General features: G+C 72.7%; 14 protein-coding genes and 1 riboswitch. Of the genes, 2 read left to right on the top strand and 12 right to left on the bottom strand.

Features of this window, described 5'->3' with window-relative positions:
• Positions 1 to 13: 13 nt before the first annotated feature.
• The 8 genes from JW592_RS11180 to JW592_RS11145 form a co-directional block, all read right to left on the bottom strand.
• Positions 14 to 1,435 carry an aminotransferase class V-fold PLP-dependent enzyme gene (locus JW592_RS11180; RefSeq protein WP_209264829.1) on the bottom strand — a complete coding sequence of 474 codons (1,422 nt, stop codon included), beginning with the start codon at positions 1,433 to 1,435 and terminating at the stop codon, positions 14 to 16.
• A 239-nt stretch (positions 1,436 to 1,674) separates the two neighbouring features.
• A riboswitch (SAM riboswitch) is annotated at positions 1,675 to 1,792 on the bottom strand.
• Positions 1,793 to 1,977: 185 nt separating this feature from the next.
• On the bottom strand, positions 1,978 to 2,718 hold the full coding sequence (locus JW592_RS11175; protein WP_209264828.1) for a sirohydrochlorin chelatase: 741 nt from the start codon (positions 2,716 to 2,718) through the stop codon (positions 1,978 to 1,980).
• Positions 2,715 to 3,878 carry a uroporphyrinogen-III synthase gene (locus tag JW592_RS11170; protein WP_209264827.1) on the bottom strand — a complete coding sequence of 388 codons (1,164 nt, stop codon included), beginning with the start codon at positions 3,876 to 3,878 and terminating at the stop codon, positions 2,715 to 2,717. The genes JW592_RS11175 and JW592_RS11170 overlap by 4 nt, the downstream gene beginning before the upstream one ends.
• Before the next feature lie 40 nt (positions 3,879 to 3,918).
• The gene (nirD, locus tag JW592_RS11165) at positions 3,919 to 4,335 is read right to left on the bottom strand and encodes a nitrite reductase small subunit NirD (RefSeq protein WP_209264933.1); all 417 of its coding nucleotides are present in this window, start codon (positions 4,333 to 4,335) and stop codon (positions 3,919 to 3,921) included.
• A 44-nt stretch (positions 4,336 to 4,379) separates the two neighbouring features.
• Entirely contained in the window at positions 4,380 to 6,947 is a 2,568-nt protein-coding gene (nirB, locus tag JW592_RS11160; protein ID WP_209264826.1) for a nitrite reductase large subunit NirB, read from the bottom strand.
• A gap of 5 nt (positions 6,948 to 6,952) precedes the next feature.
• Positions 6,953 to 8,515 carry an FAD-dependent oxidoreductase gene (locus JW592_RS11155; protein ID WP_307805372.1) on the bottom strand — a complete coding sequence of 521 codons (1,563 nt, stop codon included), beginning with the start codon at positions 8,513 to 8,515 and terminating at the stop codon, positions 6,953 to 6,955.
• Entirely contained in the window at positions 8,512 to 10,746 is a 2,235-nt protein-coding gene (locus tag JW592_RS11150) for a molybdopterin oxidoreductase family protein (RefSeq protein ID WP_209264825.1), read from the bottom strand. The genes JW592_RS11155 and JW592_RS11150 overlap by 4 nt, the downstream gene beginning before the upstream one ends.
• Positions 10,739 to 12,130 (bottom strand): MFS transporter, encoded by a 1,392-nt coding sequence (locus tag JW592_RS11145; RefSeq protein ID WP_209264824.1) that lies wholly within the window; start codon positions 12,128 to 12,130, stop codon positions 10,739 to 10,741. Before JW592_RS11145 ends, JW592_RS11150 begins: the two co-directional genes overlap by 8 nt.
• 332 nt (positions 12,131 to 12,462) lie before the next feature.
• Between JW592_RS11145 and JW592_RS11140 the strand changes: the two genes are divergently transcribed.
• Both JW592_RS11140 and JW592_RS11135 read left to right on the top strand, forming a co-directional pair.
• Positions 12,463 to 12,732, top strand: coding sequence for a hypothetical protein (locus JW592_RS11140; RefSeq protein WP_209264823.1), 270 nt, complete (start codon positions 12,463 to 12,465; stop codon positions 12,730 to 12,732).
• A gap of 193 nt (positions 12,733 to 12,925) precedes the next feature.
• Entirely contained in the window at positions 12,926 to 13,405 is a 480-nt protein-coding gene (locus JW592_RS11135; RefSeq protein WP_209264822.1) for a VOC family protein, read from the top strand.
• A gap of 20 nt (positions 13,406 to 13,425) precedes the next feature.
• Here JW592_RS11135 and trpD read toward each other — a convergent pair whose 3' ends face one another.
• From trpD to qcrC, 4 genes are all read right to left on the bottom strand, one after another.
• Positions 13,426 to 14,493 carry an anthranilate phosphoribosyltransferase gene (trpD, locus tag JW592_RS11130; RefSeq protein ID WP_209264821.1) on the bottom strand — a complete coding sequence of 356 codons (1,068 nt, stop codon included), beginning with the start codon at positions 14,491 to 14,493 and terminating at the stop codon, positions 13,426 to 13,428.
• 205 nt (positions 14,494 to 14,698) lie between these two features.
• Positions 14,699 to 16,345: a cytochrome bc1 complex cytochrome b subunit gene (gene qcrB / locus JW592_RS11125; protein WP_209264820.1), complete on the bottom strand. Its 1,647-nt coding sequence runs from the start codon at positions 16,343 to 16,345 to the stop codon at positions 14,699 to 14,701.
• The gene (gene qcrA, locus JW592_RS11120) at positions 16,342 to 17,412 is read right to left on the bottom strand and encodes a cytochrome bc1 complex Rieske iron-sulfur subunit (RefSeq protein WP_209264819.1); all 1,071 of its coding nucleotides are present in this window, start codon (positions 17,410 to 17,412) and stop codon (positions 16,342 to 16,344) included. The genes qcrB and qcrA overlap by 4 nt, the downstream gene beginning before the upstream one ends.
• On the bottom strand, positions 17,409 to 18,221 hold the full coding sequence (gene qcrC / locus JW592_RS11115; protein WP_209264818.1) for a cytochrome bc1 complex diheme cytochrome c subunit: 813 nt from the start codon (positions 18,219 to 18,221) through the stop codon (positions 17,409 to 17,411). The genes qcrA and qcrC overlap by 4 nt, the downstream gene beginning before the upstream one ends.
• Between the last annotated feature and the right edge of the window lie 41 nt (positions 18,222 to 18,262).

Raw genomic sequence — 18,262 nt, 5'->3', positions numbered from 1 at the left:
TGCGAGGGGCGGCTCAGTTCGCCGCGTCCCTGCGGGGTTCCGGCACGCAGCGGCCGTTCTCCGTGCGGTAGGTCCAGCTCGCTCCGTCCCGCACCAACTGCCTGACGGCGCTGAGGAACCGGTCCACGTGCTCGTCCGGCGTCCCGGCACCGAAGCTGACGCGGACGGCGTTGAGCGTGGGGGTCACCCCGGCCGAAGACCCGGGGAGTTCCCCGGACGCCCCGTCGGGAGCTCCGCACTCCCCCGGGGCGTCGCCCTGCTGCCCGAGGAGCGCGCGCAGCAGCGGGTGGGCGCAGAAGAGGCCGTCGCGTACCCCGATCCCGTACTCGGCCGAGAGCGCCGCCGCGAAGTGGGAGCTGTTCCAGCCCTCCACGACGAAGGAGACCACGCCGACCTGGTCCGCTTCCTCCCCGAAGAGGGAGAGGACTCGCACCTCGGGGAGTTCGGCCAGTCCCTTGCGCAGCCGGGCCAGCAGTTCCTCCTCGCGGGCCACGAGGCGGTCGAACCCGGCCTCGGTGAGCGCCCGGCAGGCGGAGGCGACCGCGTACGCGCCGATCACGTTGGGCGAGCCCGCCTCGTGGCGGGCCGCGGTGGTGTGCCACTCCGCCTCCACGGTGCCGTCCGCGGTGCGGGACACGCGGCGGCTGGCACCGCCGCCCGCCAGGTACGGCTCCGCCGCGCGCAGCCAGTCGGCGCGGCCCGCCAGCACTCCGGCACCGAAGGGCGCGTACAGCTTGTGCCCGGAGAACGCCACCCAGTCCGCCTCCAGTTCCGACAGGCTGACCGGCCGGTGCGGGGCGAGCTGCGCGGCGTCCAGCACCAGGCGGGCGCCGTGCCGGTGCGCGGCGCGGGCCAGCTCACGCACCGGCCACACCTCACCTGTGACGTTGGAGGCGCCCGTCACACAGACCAGCTTCGGCCCGGAGGGCGCCGCGTGCAGGGCCGACTCCAGCGTTGCGACGGCCTGTTCGGGCGAGCGGGGCGCGTCCAGATACGTCACGTCGCTGCCGCGGGCCTGCCACGGCAGGAGGGCGGCGTGGTGCTCGGTCTCGAACACGAACACCCGGGTGCCGGGCGGCAGTGCGGCGGCAAGGAGGTTGAGGGAGTCGGTCGTCGACCTGGTGAAGACGACCTGGTCGCCCTCGCGGCAGCCGAGGAACTCGGCGACGGTCTGCCTGCTCTGCTCGAACAGTTCGGTCGACAACTGGGAGAGGTGGCCGGCGCCTCGGTGCACGCTGCCGTAGTACGGCGCGTACGCCGCCACGTCGTCCCACACCCGCTGCAACGCGGGGGCGCTCGCCGCGTAGTCCAGCGCCGCGTACGGGGTTTCGCCGCCGGTGACGAGCGGGACGTGGACGTCGCCGCCGAGGACGGGGAGGGGCTCATCGATGCGGGAGAGGGTACAGACGGGGGCAAATGTGGTGGTTGCAGACATGGGGGTGCTCCGGTGAGGGAATGGCGTGGAGGCTCACGGCAGCGCGGCAGCGCGGCATGGCGGCAGCGCGGCATGGCGGCATGGCAATGCCCTACGTGCGCTGTTGCCTGACGGCGTGACAGTTGAGCGTGACGGTGGGAGGCGGGCCCGGGCGCGGAAGAGTGCTGCTGCCCTTGGCCCTAGCGCATTCGCTTGCTCACAGAAGGCTCCCTCATAGACCAGGACCCCTGGCGGTGAGGGATCCGCGCTTGCCGTAGACCTTGCTGTCCTACGGCCTGGTCATCACCCGGGGCACCCCGCCACGGAAGGAGGGTTGCCGGACAGCGGGCCGGGGCCTGGTCGCTGTCGCTCGTGACCTGCGAGGGAGTATGCCACAGCCATCGCGCCCCCATCATTGCCCCGTCCACCATGTGGACCTCCCCCTCTTGGCCGCCGCCGACAGGTCGTGTCGGGGGGCTCCGCCCCCAGCGCCTGTCCGGCGAGGACCCGGGGGTTGGGGGGCGGAGCCCCCAACAACGGAAGAGGGTCAGAGGGCCGGGCCCTCAGCCAATGGAAGCGGCCTCAGCCAATGGCGGCGGCGTCAAGCCAAGGGCGGGCCGCGAGGCGAGGGTGGAGGTGACCGAGGGGTGCGCTCCCAGGGGCGCGGCCACGACATCGGCGCCGGCCGCCGCAAGGCGGTCGGCGAACAGGCCGGGCGCCAACAGCCAGGTGGCGACGGCGACACGGCGGGCGCCCGCGCTCCGCAACCGGGCGACCTCCTCCGCGACAGCGGGCTCCGCGGTGGCAGCCCATGCCACCGGCACGGGCCCCCGCAGAAGGCGACCGAGCCGCCGGGCCATGGCGTGCGCCTCGGCACGGGCTCCAGGGTCGGAGGACCCGGCGGCGGCGAGCACCACGGCGTCACCCTCCCGGACACCGGCCTCGGCGAGCCGGTCGACGAGAGCGGGCAGCAACGCGGGGTCGGCCCCCAGCGCGGGGGTCACGGTCACATCGCCGGCCCGCCCGACGAGAGCGGCCTGCCCAACGGCAGCAGCCCGCCCAGCGGCAGCGACCTGCGCGGGGATGTCGACCCGCACGTGGTAGCCGGAGGCGAGGAACGCGGGTATCAGGGTGACGGGTCCCGGCAACCGGGAGAGGGCCTCGGCGACGGTCGGCCCCCGTACGTCCGCGTAGGCGACGGCGACCGGCTGCCCCAGCCGGGCGGCGACGCCGTCGGCCAGCTCCCGCACGGTGCGGACGCCGGCGAGGTGCCGGGTGCCATGGGCGACGAGCAGGACGGTCATGCGCCGCCCTCACACACGGCGGCGGGGTCGAGAGCGATGCGGTAGCCGCGTTTGGTGACGGTCTGCACGACCGAGGAGACCCCCAGCGAGGTGCGCAGCCGGGCGACGGCGGCTTCGACGGCGTGTTCGTCGGTACCCCCACCGGGCAGGTAGGGCAGCAGGTCGGCGCAGGACATCACCTGGCCGGGGTGGCGGGTCAGGGCGCGGAGAATGGCCATGGGGCCGGGGCTGACGGGCCGCAGCTCGCCGTCGAGCAGGGCTGCGGAGCCGCGTACCTCAAGCGTGTGGCCGGCCGCGGGCAGCGTGGGCGCGGTGGCGGGGAGCCGTTCGCCGAGCAGGCGGACGAGGGCTCCGACGCGGAAGCGGTCCGGCCAGTACGCGGGGATGTCCCGGGCGAGCAGGGGCGCGGCCGTGACAGGGCCGACGCAGGCGACCTGGGTGCGGTCGCGCAGCGCCCGGGTCAGTTCCTCGGCGGCGCCCTGTTCCTCGGCGCGGGCGTAGAGTCCGGCGGCGGCCAGCGCGCTGGTGAAGGTGACGGCGTCGACGCCGCCTGCCAGCACGCTGTCGATCAGGCGGTCGAGGGGGGCGGGGTCGAGGGGGCCCGTCCACCGGTAGACGGGCACCGGCACCACCTCGGCGCCGGCACCCCGCAGCGCGTCGATGAAGTCGCGCAGCGGTTCACCGTGCAGCTGGACGGCGATCCGCAGTCCGTCGAGGTCGTCCCGGGCGAGCAGGCGTTCGAGGACTTCGGTCGAGGACTCCGAGGCCGGGGACCAGGCTTCGCGGAGCCCGGCGGCGCGCAGCGCCCCGCACGCCTTCGGGCCGCGCGCCAGCACCTCGCTCCGGGCGAGGGCGCCGCGCAGGGCCTCGCCCTCACCCCAGCCGTCGGCGGCCTCCATCCAGCCGCGGAAGCCGATGCCGGTGGTGGCGACGGCCACGTCCGGCGGCCGGGCCGCCAGCTCCTTGGTGGCGTCGCGCAGTTCGTCGTCGTCGGCGAGCGGGACGATGCGCAGCGCGGGCGCGTGGACGACCTCGGCGCCGCGCCGCTCCAGCAGCGCGCCCAGCTCCTCGGCCCGGCGCGCGGCTGTGACCGCGACGGTGAACCCCGCCAGCGGGGGAACGGTTCCCGTGCGGCTGAGCGACGGGTCAGGTGCCGACACCGCGTCTCCTCTCAGTGCTCTCGTGGGTGCTGCGTGCTTCTCATCCTCGCCCGACCAGCGTTTCGACCGTGTTTCGCCGGGCCGTAACCTCGATCACCCGGCCGGTCAGCCGGACCTCGTGGACGGGGAGCAGGACGGTCTCGTCGTCCAGGCAGCGGCCGGTCGCCAGCTCGAAGGTCTCCTTGCCGAGCGGTCCGGTCACGACGGGGACGCCGTCGCGGTCGCCGACGATGCCGTGACAGATCACGGGTGCCCCGCTGAAGGGGTCCAGATTCCCGACCGCGTGGATCTCGCCGGTGTGCAGTCGGAAGAGGGCGACGGCGGTGCCGTCCGGCAGCAGCGCGGCGCGGCCCTGCTCGACGGGGAGGGCGTCCAGCGGGCAGACGGCGGCCCAGTCGGTGGCAGCGCCGGTGGCGGGGCCGGTGGAGCCGGCGGGAGCGGTGGAGCTGGTGGTCATGGTGGTCACAGAGGTCACCTTTCGGCTCGCGGGGACAGATGTCTTCATCGGGCGCTCGTGCCCTCGGCGGCGGGCAGGACCGGCATGCCGAGGGAGACCGGGCCCGGCACCGGTACCGGCTGCTCCCGCTCGACGGCGAAGGAGATCGCCGGGTCGGGGGTCTCCGGGGCGTTGACGAAGGAGGTGAAACGGGCCAGCTTCGCGGGGTCCTCCAGGACACCGCGCCACTCGTCGTGGTAGTCGGCGACGTGCCGTTCCATGGCGGCGTCCAGCTCGGCGCAGATGCCGAGCGAGTCGTCCATGACGACGGCGCGCAGGTGGTCCAGGCCGCCCTCCAGTGACTCCAGCCAGGCGGCGGTCCGCTGGAGGCGGTCGGCGGTGCGGATGTAGAACATCAGGAACCGGTCGATGGTGCGCACCAGCGTCTCGTGGTCCAGGTCGGACGCGAGGAGTTCGGCGTGGCGGGGGGTGAAGCCGCCGTTTCCGCCGACGTAGAGGTTCCAGCCCTGCTCGGTGGCGATGATGCCGAAGTCCTTGCTGCGGGCCTCGGCGCACTCCCGGGCGCACCCGGAGACGCCCGCCTTGAGCTTGTGCGGGGCGCGCAGCCCGCGGTAGCGCAGCTCCAGTTCGATGGCGAGGCCGACGGAGTCCTGGACGCCGTAGCGGCACCAGGTGGAGCCCACGCAGGACTTCACCGTACGGACGGCCTTGCCGTAGGCGTGCCCGGACTCGAAGCCGGCGTCGGTGAGCCGGCGCCAGATGGCGGGGAGCTGTTCGAGGCGGGCGCCGAGCAGGTCGATGCGCTGACCGCCGGTGATCTTGGTGTAGAGGCCGAAGTCGCGGGCGACCTCGCCCAGCACGATGAGCTTGGCCGGGGTGATCTCGCCGCCGGGGACGCGGGGTACGACCGAGTAGGTGCCGTTGCGCTGCATATTGGCCAGGTGGCGGTCGTTGGTGTCCTGCAGGCCGCCGCGTTCGCCGTCCAGGATGTGGGTGCCGCTGTCGCGGGAGGCGAGGATCGCGGCGACGGCCGGTTTGCACACGTCGCAGCCCCTGCCGCGCCCGTGCTCGGCCACCAGCTGCGAGAAGGTGGTGACGCCGGTGGCGGCGACGATCTCGAACAGCTCGGCCCGCGAGTGGTCGAAGTGCTCGCACAGCGCCGTGGACTGCTCGACACCGGCCGCCTCCAGGAGCTGCTTGAGCGCGGGTACGCAGGAGCCGCAGCCGGTGCCCGCCTTGGTGCAGGATTTGAGCGCGGGCACGTCGGCGCAGCCCTGCTCGGTGATGGCCTCGGTCAGCGCGCCCTTGGTGACGGCGTGGCAGCTGCAGATCTGTGCGGTGTCCGGGAGTCCGGCGACACCGACGCCGCTTGCCGCGCCCTCGGACTGCGGCGCCAGCAGCACGGACGGGTCGGCGGGCAGGGCGCTGCCCACCAGCGGGCGCAGCAGCGGGTAGCCGGAGGTGTCGCCGACCAGGATGCCGCCGAGCAGGGTCTTGGCGTCGTCGGAGACGACGAGCTTGCCGTAGGTGGCCGCGACCGGGTCGTTGAGGACGACCTCCAGCGCCCCCGGGGTGGTGGCGTGCGCGTCGCCGAAGGAGGCCACACCGACGCCGAGCAGCTTGAGCTGGGTGGCGGTGTCGGCGCCGGGGAAGCCTGCCGCGCCGCCCAGCAGCCGGTCGGCGACCGTCTCCGCCATGGCGTAGCCGGGCGCGACCAGGCCGAGGGTGCGCCCCTCGATGCAGGCGACCTCGCCCACCGCCCAGACAGCGGGGTCGGTGACGGACCGGCAGCTCTCGTCCACGACGACGCCGCCGCGCTCCCCCACCTGGAGGCCCGCCTCCCTGGCGAGTTCGTCGCGCGGCCGCACCCCGGCGGCGAAGACCACCAGGTCGGTCTCCAGGAGGGTGCCGTCGCTCAACTCCACGCCGGTGACCGCGCCGGTCTCCGGGTCGGTGAGGACCTGCTGGGTGCCGGTTCCGGTGTGCACGGCCACGCCCAGTTCGCCCACCATGCGGCCGAGCAGCGCGCCGCCGCCCGTATCGAGCTGGACGGCCATCAGGTGCGGTGCCATCTCCACCACGTGGGTGGTCAGCCCCAGCAGCCGCAGCGCGTTGGCGGCCTCCAGACCGAGCAGCCCGCCGCCGACGACGACTCCGCGCCCGGTGGCGGACTCCTCGGCTGCCGCGCGGATGGCGTCGATGTCGTCGAGGGTGCGGTAGACCAGGCAGCCGGGCGCCGTGGAGCCGGGCAGCGGCGGTACGAACGGCCGCGATCCGGTGGCCAGTACGAGCGCGTCGTAGGGCACCCGCTCGCCGGACGCGGTCAGTACGGCGTTCGCGTCCCGGTCCAGTGCGGTGACCGGGTCGCCGAGCCTGAGGTCGATCCGCTCGGGGTCGTGCTCGGGCAGCCGCAGCGCGCTCTCGTCGGCGCCGTCGAAGCAGGAGGAGAGGGCCACCCGGTCGTAGGCGGGGCGGTGCTCCTCGGCGAGTACGGTGATCTCCCACTGCCGGTCCGTATCGCGGGAGTCGAGGGCCTCGACCAGCCGGTGGCCGACCATGCCGTGTCCGACGACGACGAGCTTGCGCGGGGTTGCGGAGCGTGAGTTGGTCATGGGGTTCACCTCGGGGCGGTCGTGGCAGGGGTGTCACGGCTGGAGAGCGGGTCGGTCTCGGCGAGCCAGGCGGCGATCTTCTCGACGGCGCCGCGGCAGCCGCCGCAGCCGGTGGTGGCGCGGGTGGCGTCGGCCAGTTCGCGGGCCGAGCGGGCGCCGTCGTACCAGGCGGAGCGCAGGGCGCCCTTGGTGACGCTGTTGCAGCGGCACACCATGGCGTGGTCGGGCAGCGACTCGCCCGTCTCACTCGCGGTCTCGGGCGGCAGTGCCCGGCCGAGCATCAGGGCCAGTCGGTCGGAGGGGGCGGGGGCGCCCTTGTCGTAGAGCTGGACGAGGCCGGCGGCCGCGTCGGGCACCCCGAGCAGGATGGCGCCGGTGACCCGGTCGCCGTGCAGCACCAGTTTGGCGTAGCGCTCCCGGGTCGGGTCCTCCAGCCGCAGGACCTCGGGGCCGCCGTCGTCCGGGAAGTCGCCCGCGGCGGGCCCTTGCCCACCGGAGCCGCCGCCGGCCGGGGCATGCCCGGCGAAGCCGTCATCGGCGACGAACGGGTCGCCCAGGCAGGCCAGTTCGATACCGGCCGCCTTCAGCCGGGTCACCCGCGGGCTGCCCAGGTAGCGCGCGTACGGGTCCTCGCCGGTCAGCCGGTCGGCCAGCACAGCCGCCTGCTCCCAGCCGGGCTGGACGAGCCCTGGCTCGGCGTCGGCGCAGTCGCCCAGCGCGTGGATGTCCGGGTCGGAGGTGGTGAGGGTGTCGTCGACGGCGATACCGGCCGGGCCGGTCTCCAGACCGCAGTCCTGGGCGAGCCCGGTCTCGGCCCGTGCGCCGGTGCACAGCAGCAGCCCGGCGGCGGGCAGCACGCTGCCGTCGTCCAGGTGCAGCCCACGGGCCGGCTCCCAGCGCACCGCCATCACGCCCAGCCGCTGCTCTATGCCGGTACGCCGCAGCGCCCGGCCCAGTACCCGCCCGGCGGGCGCGTCCAGTTGCCGGTCCATCACATGCGGCGCCGGGTGTACGACGGTGACGGCCACCCCGCGGGCGACCAGGGCCCGTGCCGCCTCCAGGCCGAGCACCCCGCCGCCGAGCACGGCGATCCGCGCGCCGACGGCGCGTGCCCGGTCGGCGAGGCGGCGCAGCCTGCGGGCGTCGGCGAGCGTGCGCAGCGCGGTGACGCCACGTGCCAGTACCCCGCTCCCCTCGTCGGTGTCCTCGCGCAGCCCCGGCAGCGGGGGTATGACGGTGCTGGCGCCGGTGGCCAGCACCAGCCTGTCGTACGGGAGTTGCCGTCCGTCGGCGGTGCTGACGGTGCGCGCGTCGCGGTCGATTCCGGTGACGGTCGTGCCGGTGGCCGGCGAGCCCTCGCCCGGCGGTTCCGGGGTCAGGTCGGCCTCCGTGAGCGAGCCGGACAGCAGCCCGGGCAGCAGCACCCGGTTGTAGCCGCCGACCGGTTCGGCGCCCAGTACGGTCATCCGCACCCGCCTGCTGGTCGGGTCGCGCCGCAGCGTCTCTTCGTACAGCCGCGCGCCGACCATTCCGTTGCCGACGACCACGACGTTCAGGGCCCGGTTCACACGGCCTCCTCGGGACTCATGACGCCACCCCCGTCGGCACGCTCCAGCCGTACGGCGCTCAGCTTGAACTCCGGCATCCGGCTGACCGGGTCGAGTGCGGGGTTGGTCAGTGCGTTGGCCGCTCCCCCGCCCGGGAAGTGGAAGGGCAGGAAGACGGTGTCGGGGCGCAGGCTCGGCACACAGCGGGTACGGGCCAGCACGGCTCCGCGCCGCGAGACGATCCGTGCGGTGTCCCCGTCGGCGAGCCCGGCGCGGCGTGCCGTGTCGGGGTGCACCTCGACGTACGGTCCGGGCGCCGCGGCCAGCAGTTCGGGCACCCGGCGGGTCTGCGCGCCGGACTGGTAGTGCTGCAACTGCCGCCCGGTGGTGGCGTACAGCGGGTGCTCGGCGTCGGGCAGCTCGGCGGCTTCCCGGTGTTCGACGGGCAGGAACCGGGCCCGGCCGTCGGGGTGCGCGAACCGGTCGAGGAAGAGCCTCGGGCTGCCGAGGGCCTCCGCGCCGCCGCCGGTGGCGTCCCGCTCGGGACCTCCGGTGGCCTCGCGTACGGAACCGCCGGTCGTGTCCCGGACGGGCCAGTACACGGCCTCGCCCGCGTCCAGCAGCTCCGGTGCGGCGCCCGCGTAGTCGGCGGTGCCGCCCGCCGAGGCGCGGCGCAGTTCGTCGAAGACCGGCGCCGGGTCGGCGGGGAACTCGTGCGCGGAGCGGCCCAGCCGCACCGCGAGGCCGTGCAGCACCTCCAGATCGGTCCGCACGCCCGGCGGCGGGGCCTGGGCCGCGCGGCGCCGCAGTACCCGGCCCTCCAGATTGGTCATGGTGCCGGACTCCTCGGCCCACATGGTCACCGGCAGCACCACGTCGGCGAGTTCCGCTGTCTCCGAGCGAAGGAAGTCGGCGACGACGAGGAGGTCGAGCGCCCGCAGCCGCTCGACGGCGCGGCGCACACGTGGCGCTGAGACGGCCGGGTTGGAGCCCATCACCAGCAGCGCGGCGGGGCCTTCCGGGGTGCCGAGCGCGTCCAGCAGTTCCCAGGCGCTGCGCCCTGCGGCGGGCAGCGACTCGGGGGCGACGCCCCAGATGCCGGCGATGTGTTCGCGGGCCGCCGGGTCCTCGATGTGCCGGTAGCCGGGCAGCTGGTCGGCCTTCTGGCCGTGCTCGCGGCCGCCCTGGCCGTTGCCCTGCCCGGTCAGGCAGCCGTATCCGGAGCCGGGGGTGCCGGGCAGACCGAGGGCGAGCGCCAGGTCGATCCACGCGGAGACGGTGTCCACGCCCTTGCTGTGCTGTTCGGCGCCGCGCCCGGTGAGGATGTGGGCGCGGCGGGCGCGGGCCAGCGCGGCGGCGGCGCGGCGCAGATCGGCGGCGGCCACCCCGGTCAGCCGCTCCGTACGCTCCGGCCACCAGCGGGCCGCGCACTGCCGCACGTCCTCCCAGCCGACGGTGCGCTCCGCGCGGTAGGCGACGCGGTGGAGCGTGTCCAGGTGGCCCTCCACCAGCGCGACATGGAGCAGTCCGAGCGCCAGTGCGAGGTCCGTGCCCGGCGCCGGCTGGAGGTGGAGGCCGCCGCCGTCCAGCGCCGCCTGGGCCGTGGCCGTGCGGCGCGGGTCGACGACGATCAGCCGGGCCGGGTCGAAGTGGCCCATCAGCGGCGGCATCGTCTCGGCGGGGTTGGCGCCGACCAGTACCACGGCCTCGGAGTCGTCCAGGTCGGTGACGGGGAAAGGGAGCCCGCGGTCCAGCCCGAACGCCTTGTTCCCGGCCGCGGCCGCCGACGACATGCAGAACCGGCCGTTGTAGTCGATCTGCGAGGTGCCCAGCGCGACCCGGGCGAACTTTCCCAGCGCGTACGCCTTCTCGTTCGTCAGGCCGCCGCTGCCGAAGACCGCGACGCTGTCCGCTCCGCGCTCCTCGCGCAGCACCCGGAACCGCCCGGCCACCAGGTCCAGGGCCTCGTCCCAGGATGCCTCGCGCAGCGGCGCGCCCTTGGTGTCCCGTACCAGCGGGGTGGTCAGACGCTCGGGCGAGTCCAGCAGCTGCGCCGAGGTCCAGCCCTTCTGGCACAGGCCGCCCCGGTTGGTGGGGAACTCGCGCGGGGTGACGCTGAGCCGGGCGGGGCCGGACTCGGCCGCGGCCTCGGGGGTCAGGGTCATGGCGCACTGGAGGGCGCAGTACGGGCAGTGGGTCGCGGTGCCGGTTGCGGTAGCGGCACGGACGGCGGCCCCGGTCGCCTCAGGCACCTCGGGCTCCTCGCTCGGCGGGCTCGGGCTTCGGCTCCGGCTGCTGTGCCCCGGTCGCCTGCCCGGCGCCTTCGGCAGCGGGCCGCCGTACGTAGACGGCCCAGGTCACGGCCAGGCACAGCAGGTAGAAGGCGAGGAAGCCGACGAGGGCCGGGGCCGCGTCGCCCGTCTGCCGGTACGCCTCGCGGAAGGCGAGGTTGATCGCGACACCGCCCAGCGCACCCACCGCGCCGGAGATGGCGATGACGGCACCGGACAGGCGGCGTCCCTGGGTGCGGGCCTCGGCGGGGTCGGCGCCCGCCTCCACGGCGCTCTCGGTCCGCGCGGCGTAGATGGCGGGGATCATCTTGTACGTCGACCCGTTGCCCAGCCCCGTCAGGACGAAGACCACGGCGAAGACCACGACGAAGACGAGGAACGACCCGGCGTCGGAGGCGGCCAGCGCGGCAGCGGCACCGCACGCCAGCGCGAGGAACGACCACGCCGTCACCCGCGCCCCGCCGAACCGGTCGGCCAGGGCCCCGCCCAGCGGCCGGAACAGCGACCCCAGCAGCGGTCCGAGGAAGGTGAAGGCCGCCGCCTGCATGGGGCTCTTCCCGAACTGGTTCTGCAGCAGGAGCCCGAAACCGAAGCCGAAGCCGATGAAGGAGCCGAACGTCCCGATGTACAGCAGCGAGATGGTCCAGCAGTGCCGGTCCCGCACGGCGCTGCGGTAGGCGCCGTAGTCGGTCCGGTTGGTGGCCAGGTTGTCCATGCCGCGCCACGCCAGCAGCGCGGCCAGCAGCAGAGCCGGCACGAACAGCAGCGTCAGCACTTCCGGACGGGCGACCCCGGCGGTGGCCAGCACCGCCAGCCCGAGCAGCTGCACCGTGGCGACCCCGAGGTTGCCGCCCCCGGCGTTCAGGCCCAGTGCCCACCCCTTCTCACGCTCGGGAAAGAACCCGTTGATGTTGACCATCGAAGAGGCGAAGTTGCCGCCTCCGATGCCGGAGACCGCGGCGCACAGCAGCAGCGCCCACAGCGGCGTCTGCGGCCGCTGCACCAGCACCGTCGCCAGTACGACCGGAACCAGCAGCGCCAGCGCCGAGCAGACCGTCCAGGTGCGTCCCCCGAACCGGGTGACGGCGAACCCGTACGGCAGCCGCAGCAGCGCGCCCACCAGCGACACCAGGGAGACCAGCAGGAACTTGTCGTCCGGGGAGAGCTGGAAGCCCGCCTTCGGCGTCATGAACAGCAAGAGCACCGACCACAGGCTCCACACCGAGAACCCGATGTGTTCGGCGAACACGGAGATCCACAGATTCCGCCGCGCGGTGCGCCGTCCCTCTCGCTCCCAGAACCCCGGGTCCTCGGGTTCCCATCGGGTGATCCACCGTGCGCTCACGTCGCCTCCTGTCCGCTGGAAGGAACTCCGACGCTAGGAGCGCGCTGTTTCCGCCTCCGTGTCCGCGCGTAACGCCCACGAAAGCGTCTGCTCACTTCCCCGCTGCGCGCTGTGTGAGCACTTCGGCCCTGGCCCGCAGCGCCGCCAGCCCGGATGGAGCGCCCGCGCCGTCGCGGTGACCGTGCCCTCGGAGTGCGGCACCCGGAGTGTGTGCGCGCGTCGCAGATCGATCACGCGGCAACAGTGCGGCATCAACTGTGCGGCGTCACTGAAAGGTCGTGTGCGCAAAGTTGCGATGGACGCGCACGGTCCGTGCCCAGGACGCTGTCCTCATGGACCGCGACGCAGATCCCATGGCCCCTCACCGCACTCACGGCGGCGACCGGTGCGCCCGGTGCGGCTGGCCGCTGCACGACCCCTATGAGATCGTCTCCCGGCACCCTGTCGCCGAGGGCAGCATCGTCTACGCCCGCTGCGCCTGCGGCACCCTGCGCGCCTGGCTGGCCCGCCGCTCGGGCGGGGAACGCCTCGTCGTCGGCGCCCGCCACACCGTGCGCGGCGACGGCGGGCCTGCCGGGGGACCCGATGGCCGCGCCGGCTGAGACAGCGCAAAGCCCCGCCGCCCACGCGGTGCCCCGGCGCTGCTGGTGGTCGGCAGTGTCTGCGGGGGCGGTGCTGGGGCACTGGGCCGGTGGGGTGGGACGGGAGAACTCCGGGGCCGGGCGATGAGTTTCCGCGCCGGGCCGGGTCTGCACTGACAAGACCGACAGACCGCGCAGACCCCGGAGGGTCCCCATGCAGCAGCCCCAGAAGATCAAGACGTTCCTCTGGTACGACGGAAAGGCGCAGGAAGCGGCGGAGTTCTATGTGTCGCTCTTCGACAACTCCCGCATCCGGAACGTCACCCATTACAACGAGGCGGCGCCCGGCCGGACGGGCTCGGTGATGACCGTCGACTTCGAACTGGCCGGGGTGCAGTTCGTGGCACTCAACGGCGGCCCGGAGTTCCAGTTCACCGAGGCGATGTCGCTCCAGGTCGACTGCGACTCGCAGGAGGAGGTGGACACCCTCTGGGAGAAGCTGACAGCGGACGGCGGCCAGCCGGGGCCGTGCGGCTGGCTCAAGGACAGGTACGGCGTCTCCTGGCAGATCGTGCCCCGCCGGCTGTTCGAGCTCCTGGAGGAGGGCGCCCCGGCACAGGCCGAGGCCGTCACCACGGCGATGCTCGGCATGCACAAACTGGACATCGCCGGGCTGGAGGCCGCCGCCGGCTGACGGCGGCGGCCCGCAGGGCCCTAGGGACGGTTGCTCGCGGCCACCCAGCGCTCCAGGACCGCGTGGGCCGCGCCGGAGTCGATGGACGCGGCGGCCCGCTCCATCGCCGCCGCGATCTGCTCGGGCAGCGACCCGGTGCCCGGCGAGAGCGCCACCAGCGCGGCGGCGGCGTTCAACAGCACGGCGTCCCGCACGGGCCCGCGCTCCCCCTCCAGCAGCCGCCGCGCCACATCCGCGTTGTAGGCGGCGTCCGCACCGCGCAGCGCCTCGACAGGCACCAGCTCGATGCCCACCTCACGCGGGTCGAAGCTCTCCTCCCGTACGAGACCGTCGCGTACGACCCAAACGGTGGAGGTCGCCGTGGTCGTCAGTTCGTCGAGTCCGTCGTCGCCGCGGAAGACCAGCGCCGACGAGCCGCGTGAGGCCAGCACCCCGGCGATGATCGGCGCCATCCGCGCGTCGGCCACGCCGGTGGCCTGCGCGCCGACCCGGGCCGGGTTGGTGAGCGGGCCCAGGAAGTTGAACGGGGTCGGGACCCCCAGCTCCTTGCGGGCCACGGCCACATGGCGCAGCGAGGGGTGGAACTTGACCGCGAAGCAGAAGGTGATGCCGGCCTCGTCGGCCATCTCGGCGACCCGCCGGGGCGACAGCTCCAGGTTGACGCCCAGCTTCTCCAGGACGTCGGAGGCGCCGCTGGCGCTGCTGGAGGCCCGGTTGCCGTGCTTGACGACCTTGACCCCGGTGCCCGCGACGACGATCGCCGACATGGTGGAGATGTTGACGGTCTTGGCGCGGTCACCGCCCGTGCCGACGATGTCGACGGTGGGTCCTGGGACCTCGATGGTCCTGGCGTGCTCGTACATCGCCCGCACCAGGCCGGAGATCTCCCCGACGGTCTCGCCCTTGGCGCGGAGCGCGACCGCGAAGCCCGCGATCTGCACATCGCTGGCCTCGCCCCGCATGATCCGGTCCATCGCCCAGGCGGTCGCCTCCGCGCTCAGGTCCTCACCGGCGAGCAGCGTGCTCAGTACGTCGGGCCAGGTGTGCGCCGCCATGGTGTCGCCTCCGGCGGGGGTAGCAGCGCTCATGGTGACCACTTCCTGGCAATAGACCGACGCGTTGGTGCGGCCACCCTACCGAGTCCGGGCAGCAGGCCGGCCCGGTGTTCAGCCCCTGAGCAGGGGCCCGGAAGCGACCGGGGGCAGACAGCGGGGAGGGGTCCACGGGACGTGCCCGTGGACCCCTCCCCAGTGGCGGATCCAGCTGTGTGAACCGGTCAGCGGTGCGATCGGGTCAGTGGTGCCCGCTCTCCAGCTCGTGGTACTCCTCGCGGGTGGGCTTGGGGATCTGACCGGACTCCCCGTAGTAGCCCTTGGACAGCTTGGCCCGCAGCTTCTGACCGCGCGAGACCTTCCGCTCGACACCGTTCTCGTCCTTGAGCGGCCCGATCTCCACCGGCTCGTACTGGTCGTGCGCGGTGAGCGTGTGCAGCTGCTCCTGCGAGAGCGGCTCGTGGATCTCGACGAACTCACCGTGCGGCAGCCGCTTGATGGTGCCGGTCTCGCGGCCGTGCAGCACCTTCTCCCTGTCCTTGCGCTGCAGCCCGAGGCAGATGCGCCGGGTGACCCAGAAGACCAGGACGGGCAGGACGAAGAAGGCGATCCGTACGAACCAGGTGATGGCGTTGATCGACAAGTGGAAGTGCGTCGCCCACAGGTCGTTGCCACCGCCGACGAGGCAGACGAAGTACCAGGAGATCCACGCGGCACCGAACGCCGTGCGGGTGGGTGCGTTGCGTGGCCGGTCGGCGATGTGGTGCTCGCGCTTGTCCCCGGTCACCCATGCCTCGATGAACGGGTAGACGGCGATCGCGACGAGTACCAGCGGGAAGAGGATCATCAGCGGGATGGCCACACCGAGCACCAGGGTGTGCCCCAGGAAGTCGACCTCCCAGCCAGGCATCACCCGGACGAGGCCCTCGGAGAAGCCCATGTACCAGTCGGGCTGCGCGTTGGTCGACACCTGGTCGGGCCGGTAGGGGCCGAGCACCCAGATCGGGTTGATGGTGAACAGCGCCGCGATGGCCGCGATCACACCGAAGACCAGGAAGAAGAAGCCTCCGGCCTTGGCCATGTAGACAGGCAGCAGCGGCATGCCCACCACGTTGGAGTTCTTCCGGCCCGGGCCCGCGAACTGGGTGTGCTTGTGGTAGAAGACCAGGATCAGGTGCGCCACCAGCAGCCCGAGCATGATGCCCGGCAGCACCAGGATGTGGATCGAGTAGAACCTGGCCACGAAGTCGTCGCCGGGGAACTCGCCGCCGAACAGGAACATCGACAGGTACGTACCGACGATCGGCACCGAGAGGACCGCGCCCTCCATGAACCGCACACCGGTGCCGGAGAGCAGGTCGTCCGGGAGCGAGTAGCCGGTGAAGCCGGTGAACATGCCCAGCACGAAGAGCAGGAACCCGAAGACCCAGTTGATCTCGCGCGGCTTGCGGAACGCGCCCGTGAAGAAGACGCGCATCATGTGCACGAACATCGCCGCGAGGAAGATCAGCGCCGCCCAGTGGTGGATCTGCCGTACCAGCAGACCGCCGCGCACGTCGAAGCTGATGTCCAGGGTCGACTTGAACGCCTCGGACATCTGCACGCCCTGCATCGGCGTGTAGGGGCCGTGGTACTCCACCTCGTTCATCGACGGGTGGAAGAACAGCGTCAGGTAGACGCCGGTCAGGATGATGATGATGAAGCTGTAGAGCGCGACCTCACCCAGCATGAAGGACCAGTGGTCCGGGAAGATCTTGCGCATGTTGGCCTTGGCGAGGCTGTAGATCCCCAGCCGCCCGTCGGCCCAGTCGGCGACCCGCTCTCCCGCGGGTGCCTTCTTCTTGCCCTCGGCAGCAGCGCTGCCCCGGGTCTCGGTTGCAGTACTCATCCGCGCTCCCAGAAGGCCGGACCGACGGGCTCCGCGAAGTCGCCCTGCGCTTCGAGGTAGCCGTCCTTGTTGACGCTGATGTTCAGCTGCGGCAGCGGGTGGCCGGCGGGTCCGAAGAGCACGCGCGCACCGTCGGTGAGGTCGAACGTCGACTGGTGGCACGGGCACAGGACGTGGTGGGTCTGCTGCTCGTAGAGGCTGACGGGGCAGCCGACGTGCGTGCAGATCTTCGAGAAGGCGACAATCCCCTCGTGCGACCAGTCCAGCTCGCGCTTGTCCTTGATGTCGTTCGGCTCCAGCCGCACGATCATCAGGGCCGCCTTGGCGATCTCCTCCTGGAAGTGGTGGTCCTCCTCCTCCAGCCCCTCGGGCTTGGCGAAGGTGAGCGAACCGACGGCGATGTCCTCGGGACGAAGCGGCTCGTTGGTGTTCTCGTTGACGAGCAGCTTCCCCTTCTTCCACGCGGTGTGCCGCAGCTTGTCCTTCGGCAGCGGGCCCAGGTCGCGCAGCAGGACGATGCCGGAGAGCGGCACCAGGGCCACGGCACCGAACATCGTGTTGCGGATGAGCTTCCGGCGGCCGAGGGCCGACTCCTTGGCTCCCTGCTTGAAGTCCGAGATGACCTTCTCGCGCACCTCGGGGGAGGCCGCTACGGGGTGCCGCTCGTCGACCATCTCCTCGTCGGACATCAGCGTGCGGGCCCAGTGGACCGCGCCGGCGCCGATGCAGAAGAGTGCGACGCCCAGGGTGAGGCCGAGTGCCAGGTTCAGCGAGCTGATGTGCCCGAGCGGCCAGACGTAGATGATCTCGTCGATCGGGAAGGCCACGAAGGAGGCGATGAAGCCCACCGTGGCCAGCATGGACAGCGTGAAGAGGAGGGCGACGGTGCGCTCGGAGCGCTTGGCCGCCCGCTCGTCGATGTCCTGGATGCGGTGCTCGTGCGGCGGCAGACCGGGGTCCGCGAAGGGGTCGGCCTCGACCACCTCCGCACCGTGGGATTCTTCCTGCGCGGCGGGCAGGTTCTCGTCGTCTGACACGTTCTCGTCTGGTCCAGTCTGGCTACTCATGACTTCTTGGCCTTTGCGGTCCGAGCGGCGACCCAGACGGCGACGGCGATCAGCGCGCCGAGACCGAAGATCCAGGCGAACATGCCCTCGGCGACGGGGCCGAAGCCACCGAGCTTGAACCCGCCGGGGCTCTCCGAGTTGTCGCTGTTGACCGTCTTCACGTACGCGACGATGTCCCGCTTGTCCTTCTCGGGAAGCGCACCGTCGGTGAAGGACGGCATGTTCTGGGGGCCGGTCTGCATGGCCTCGTAGATGTGCTTGGGGTCGACATCACCGAGGTCGGGCGCGTACTTGCCGTGCGTGAGGGCGCCACCCTCACCGGTGAAGTTGTGGCACTGCGCGCAGTTGGTGCGGAACAGTTCCCCACCCCTGGCGACGTCGGCGCCGGCCGGGTCGTACATGTCCTTGGTCGGCTTGGCCGGCCCGCTGCCGAGCGAGGCGACGTATGCGGCGAGCTGGTTGATCTCGTCCTGGCTGTAGACCTTCGGCTTCTTCGGCACCTGGGCGCCGGGCTGCTGGGCGGGCATCCGGCCGGTGCCGACCTGGAAGTCCACCGCCGCGGCCCCCACACCGACCAGGCTGGGACCGTCGCTGGTCCCCTGGCCGCCGGTTCCGTGGCAGCTGGAGCACCCGGTGGCGAAGAGCTTCTTGCCCTCCTCGATGGCGAGGGACTTACTCGACTCCTGCTCGGCCTTGGCCTCACCCGCGGGAGCGAACGCGGTGTACAGCCCCCCGGTGGCCGCCAGCGCGAAGAGTAGAACGACAAGCGCCGCCAGCGGATGGCGCCGTCGTGCGGAGAGCTTTTTCACGGATTACCCCGGTGTCAGGATTTTCTCGTCGATGCGGTGTC

Origin of the sequence: Streptomyces spirodelae (assembly GCF_017676385.1) — a bacterium.
Taxonomy (GTDB): domain Bacteria; phylum Actinomycetota; class Actinomycetes; order Streptomycetales; family Streptomycetaceae; genus Streptomyces; species Streptomyces spirodelae.
Note: the sequence above shows the minus strand (reverse complement) of the source record. Positions and strands in the feature narration are given on the sequence as shown.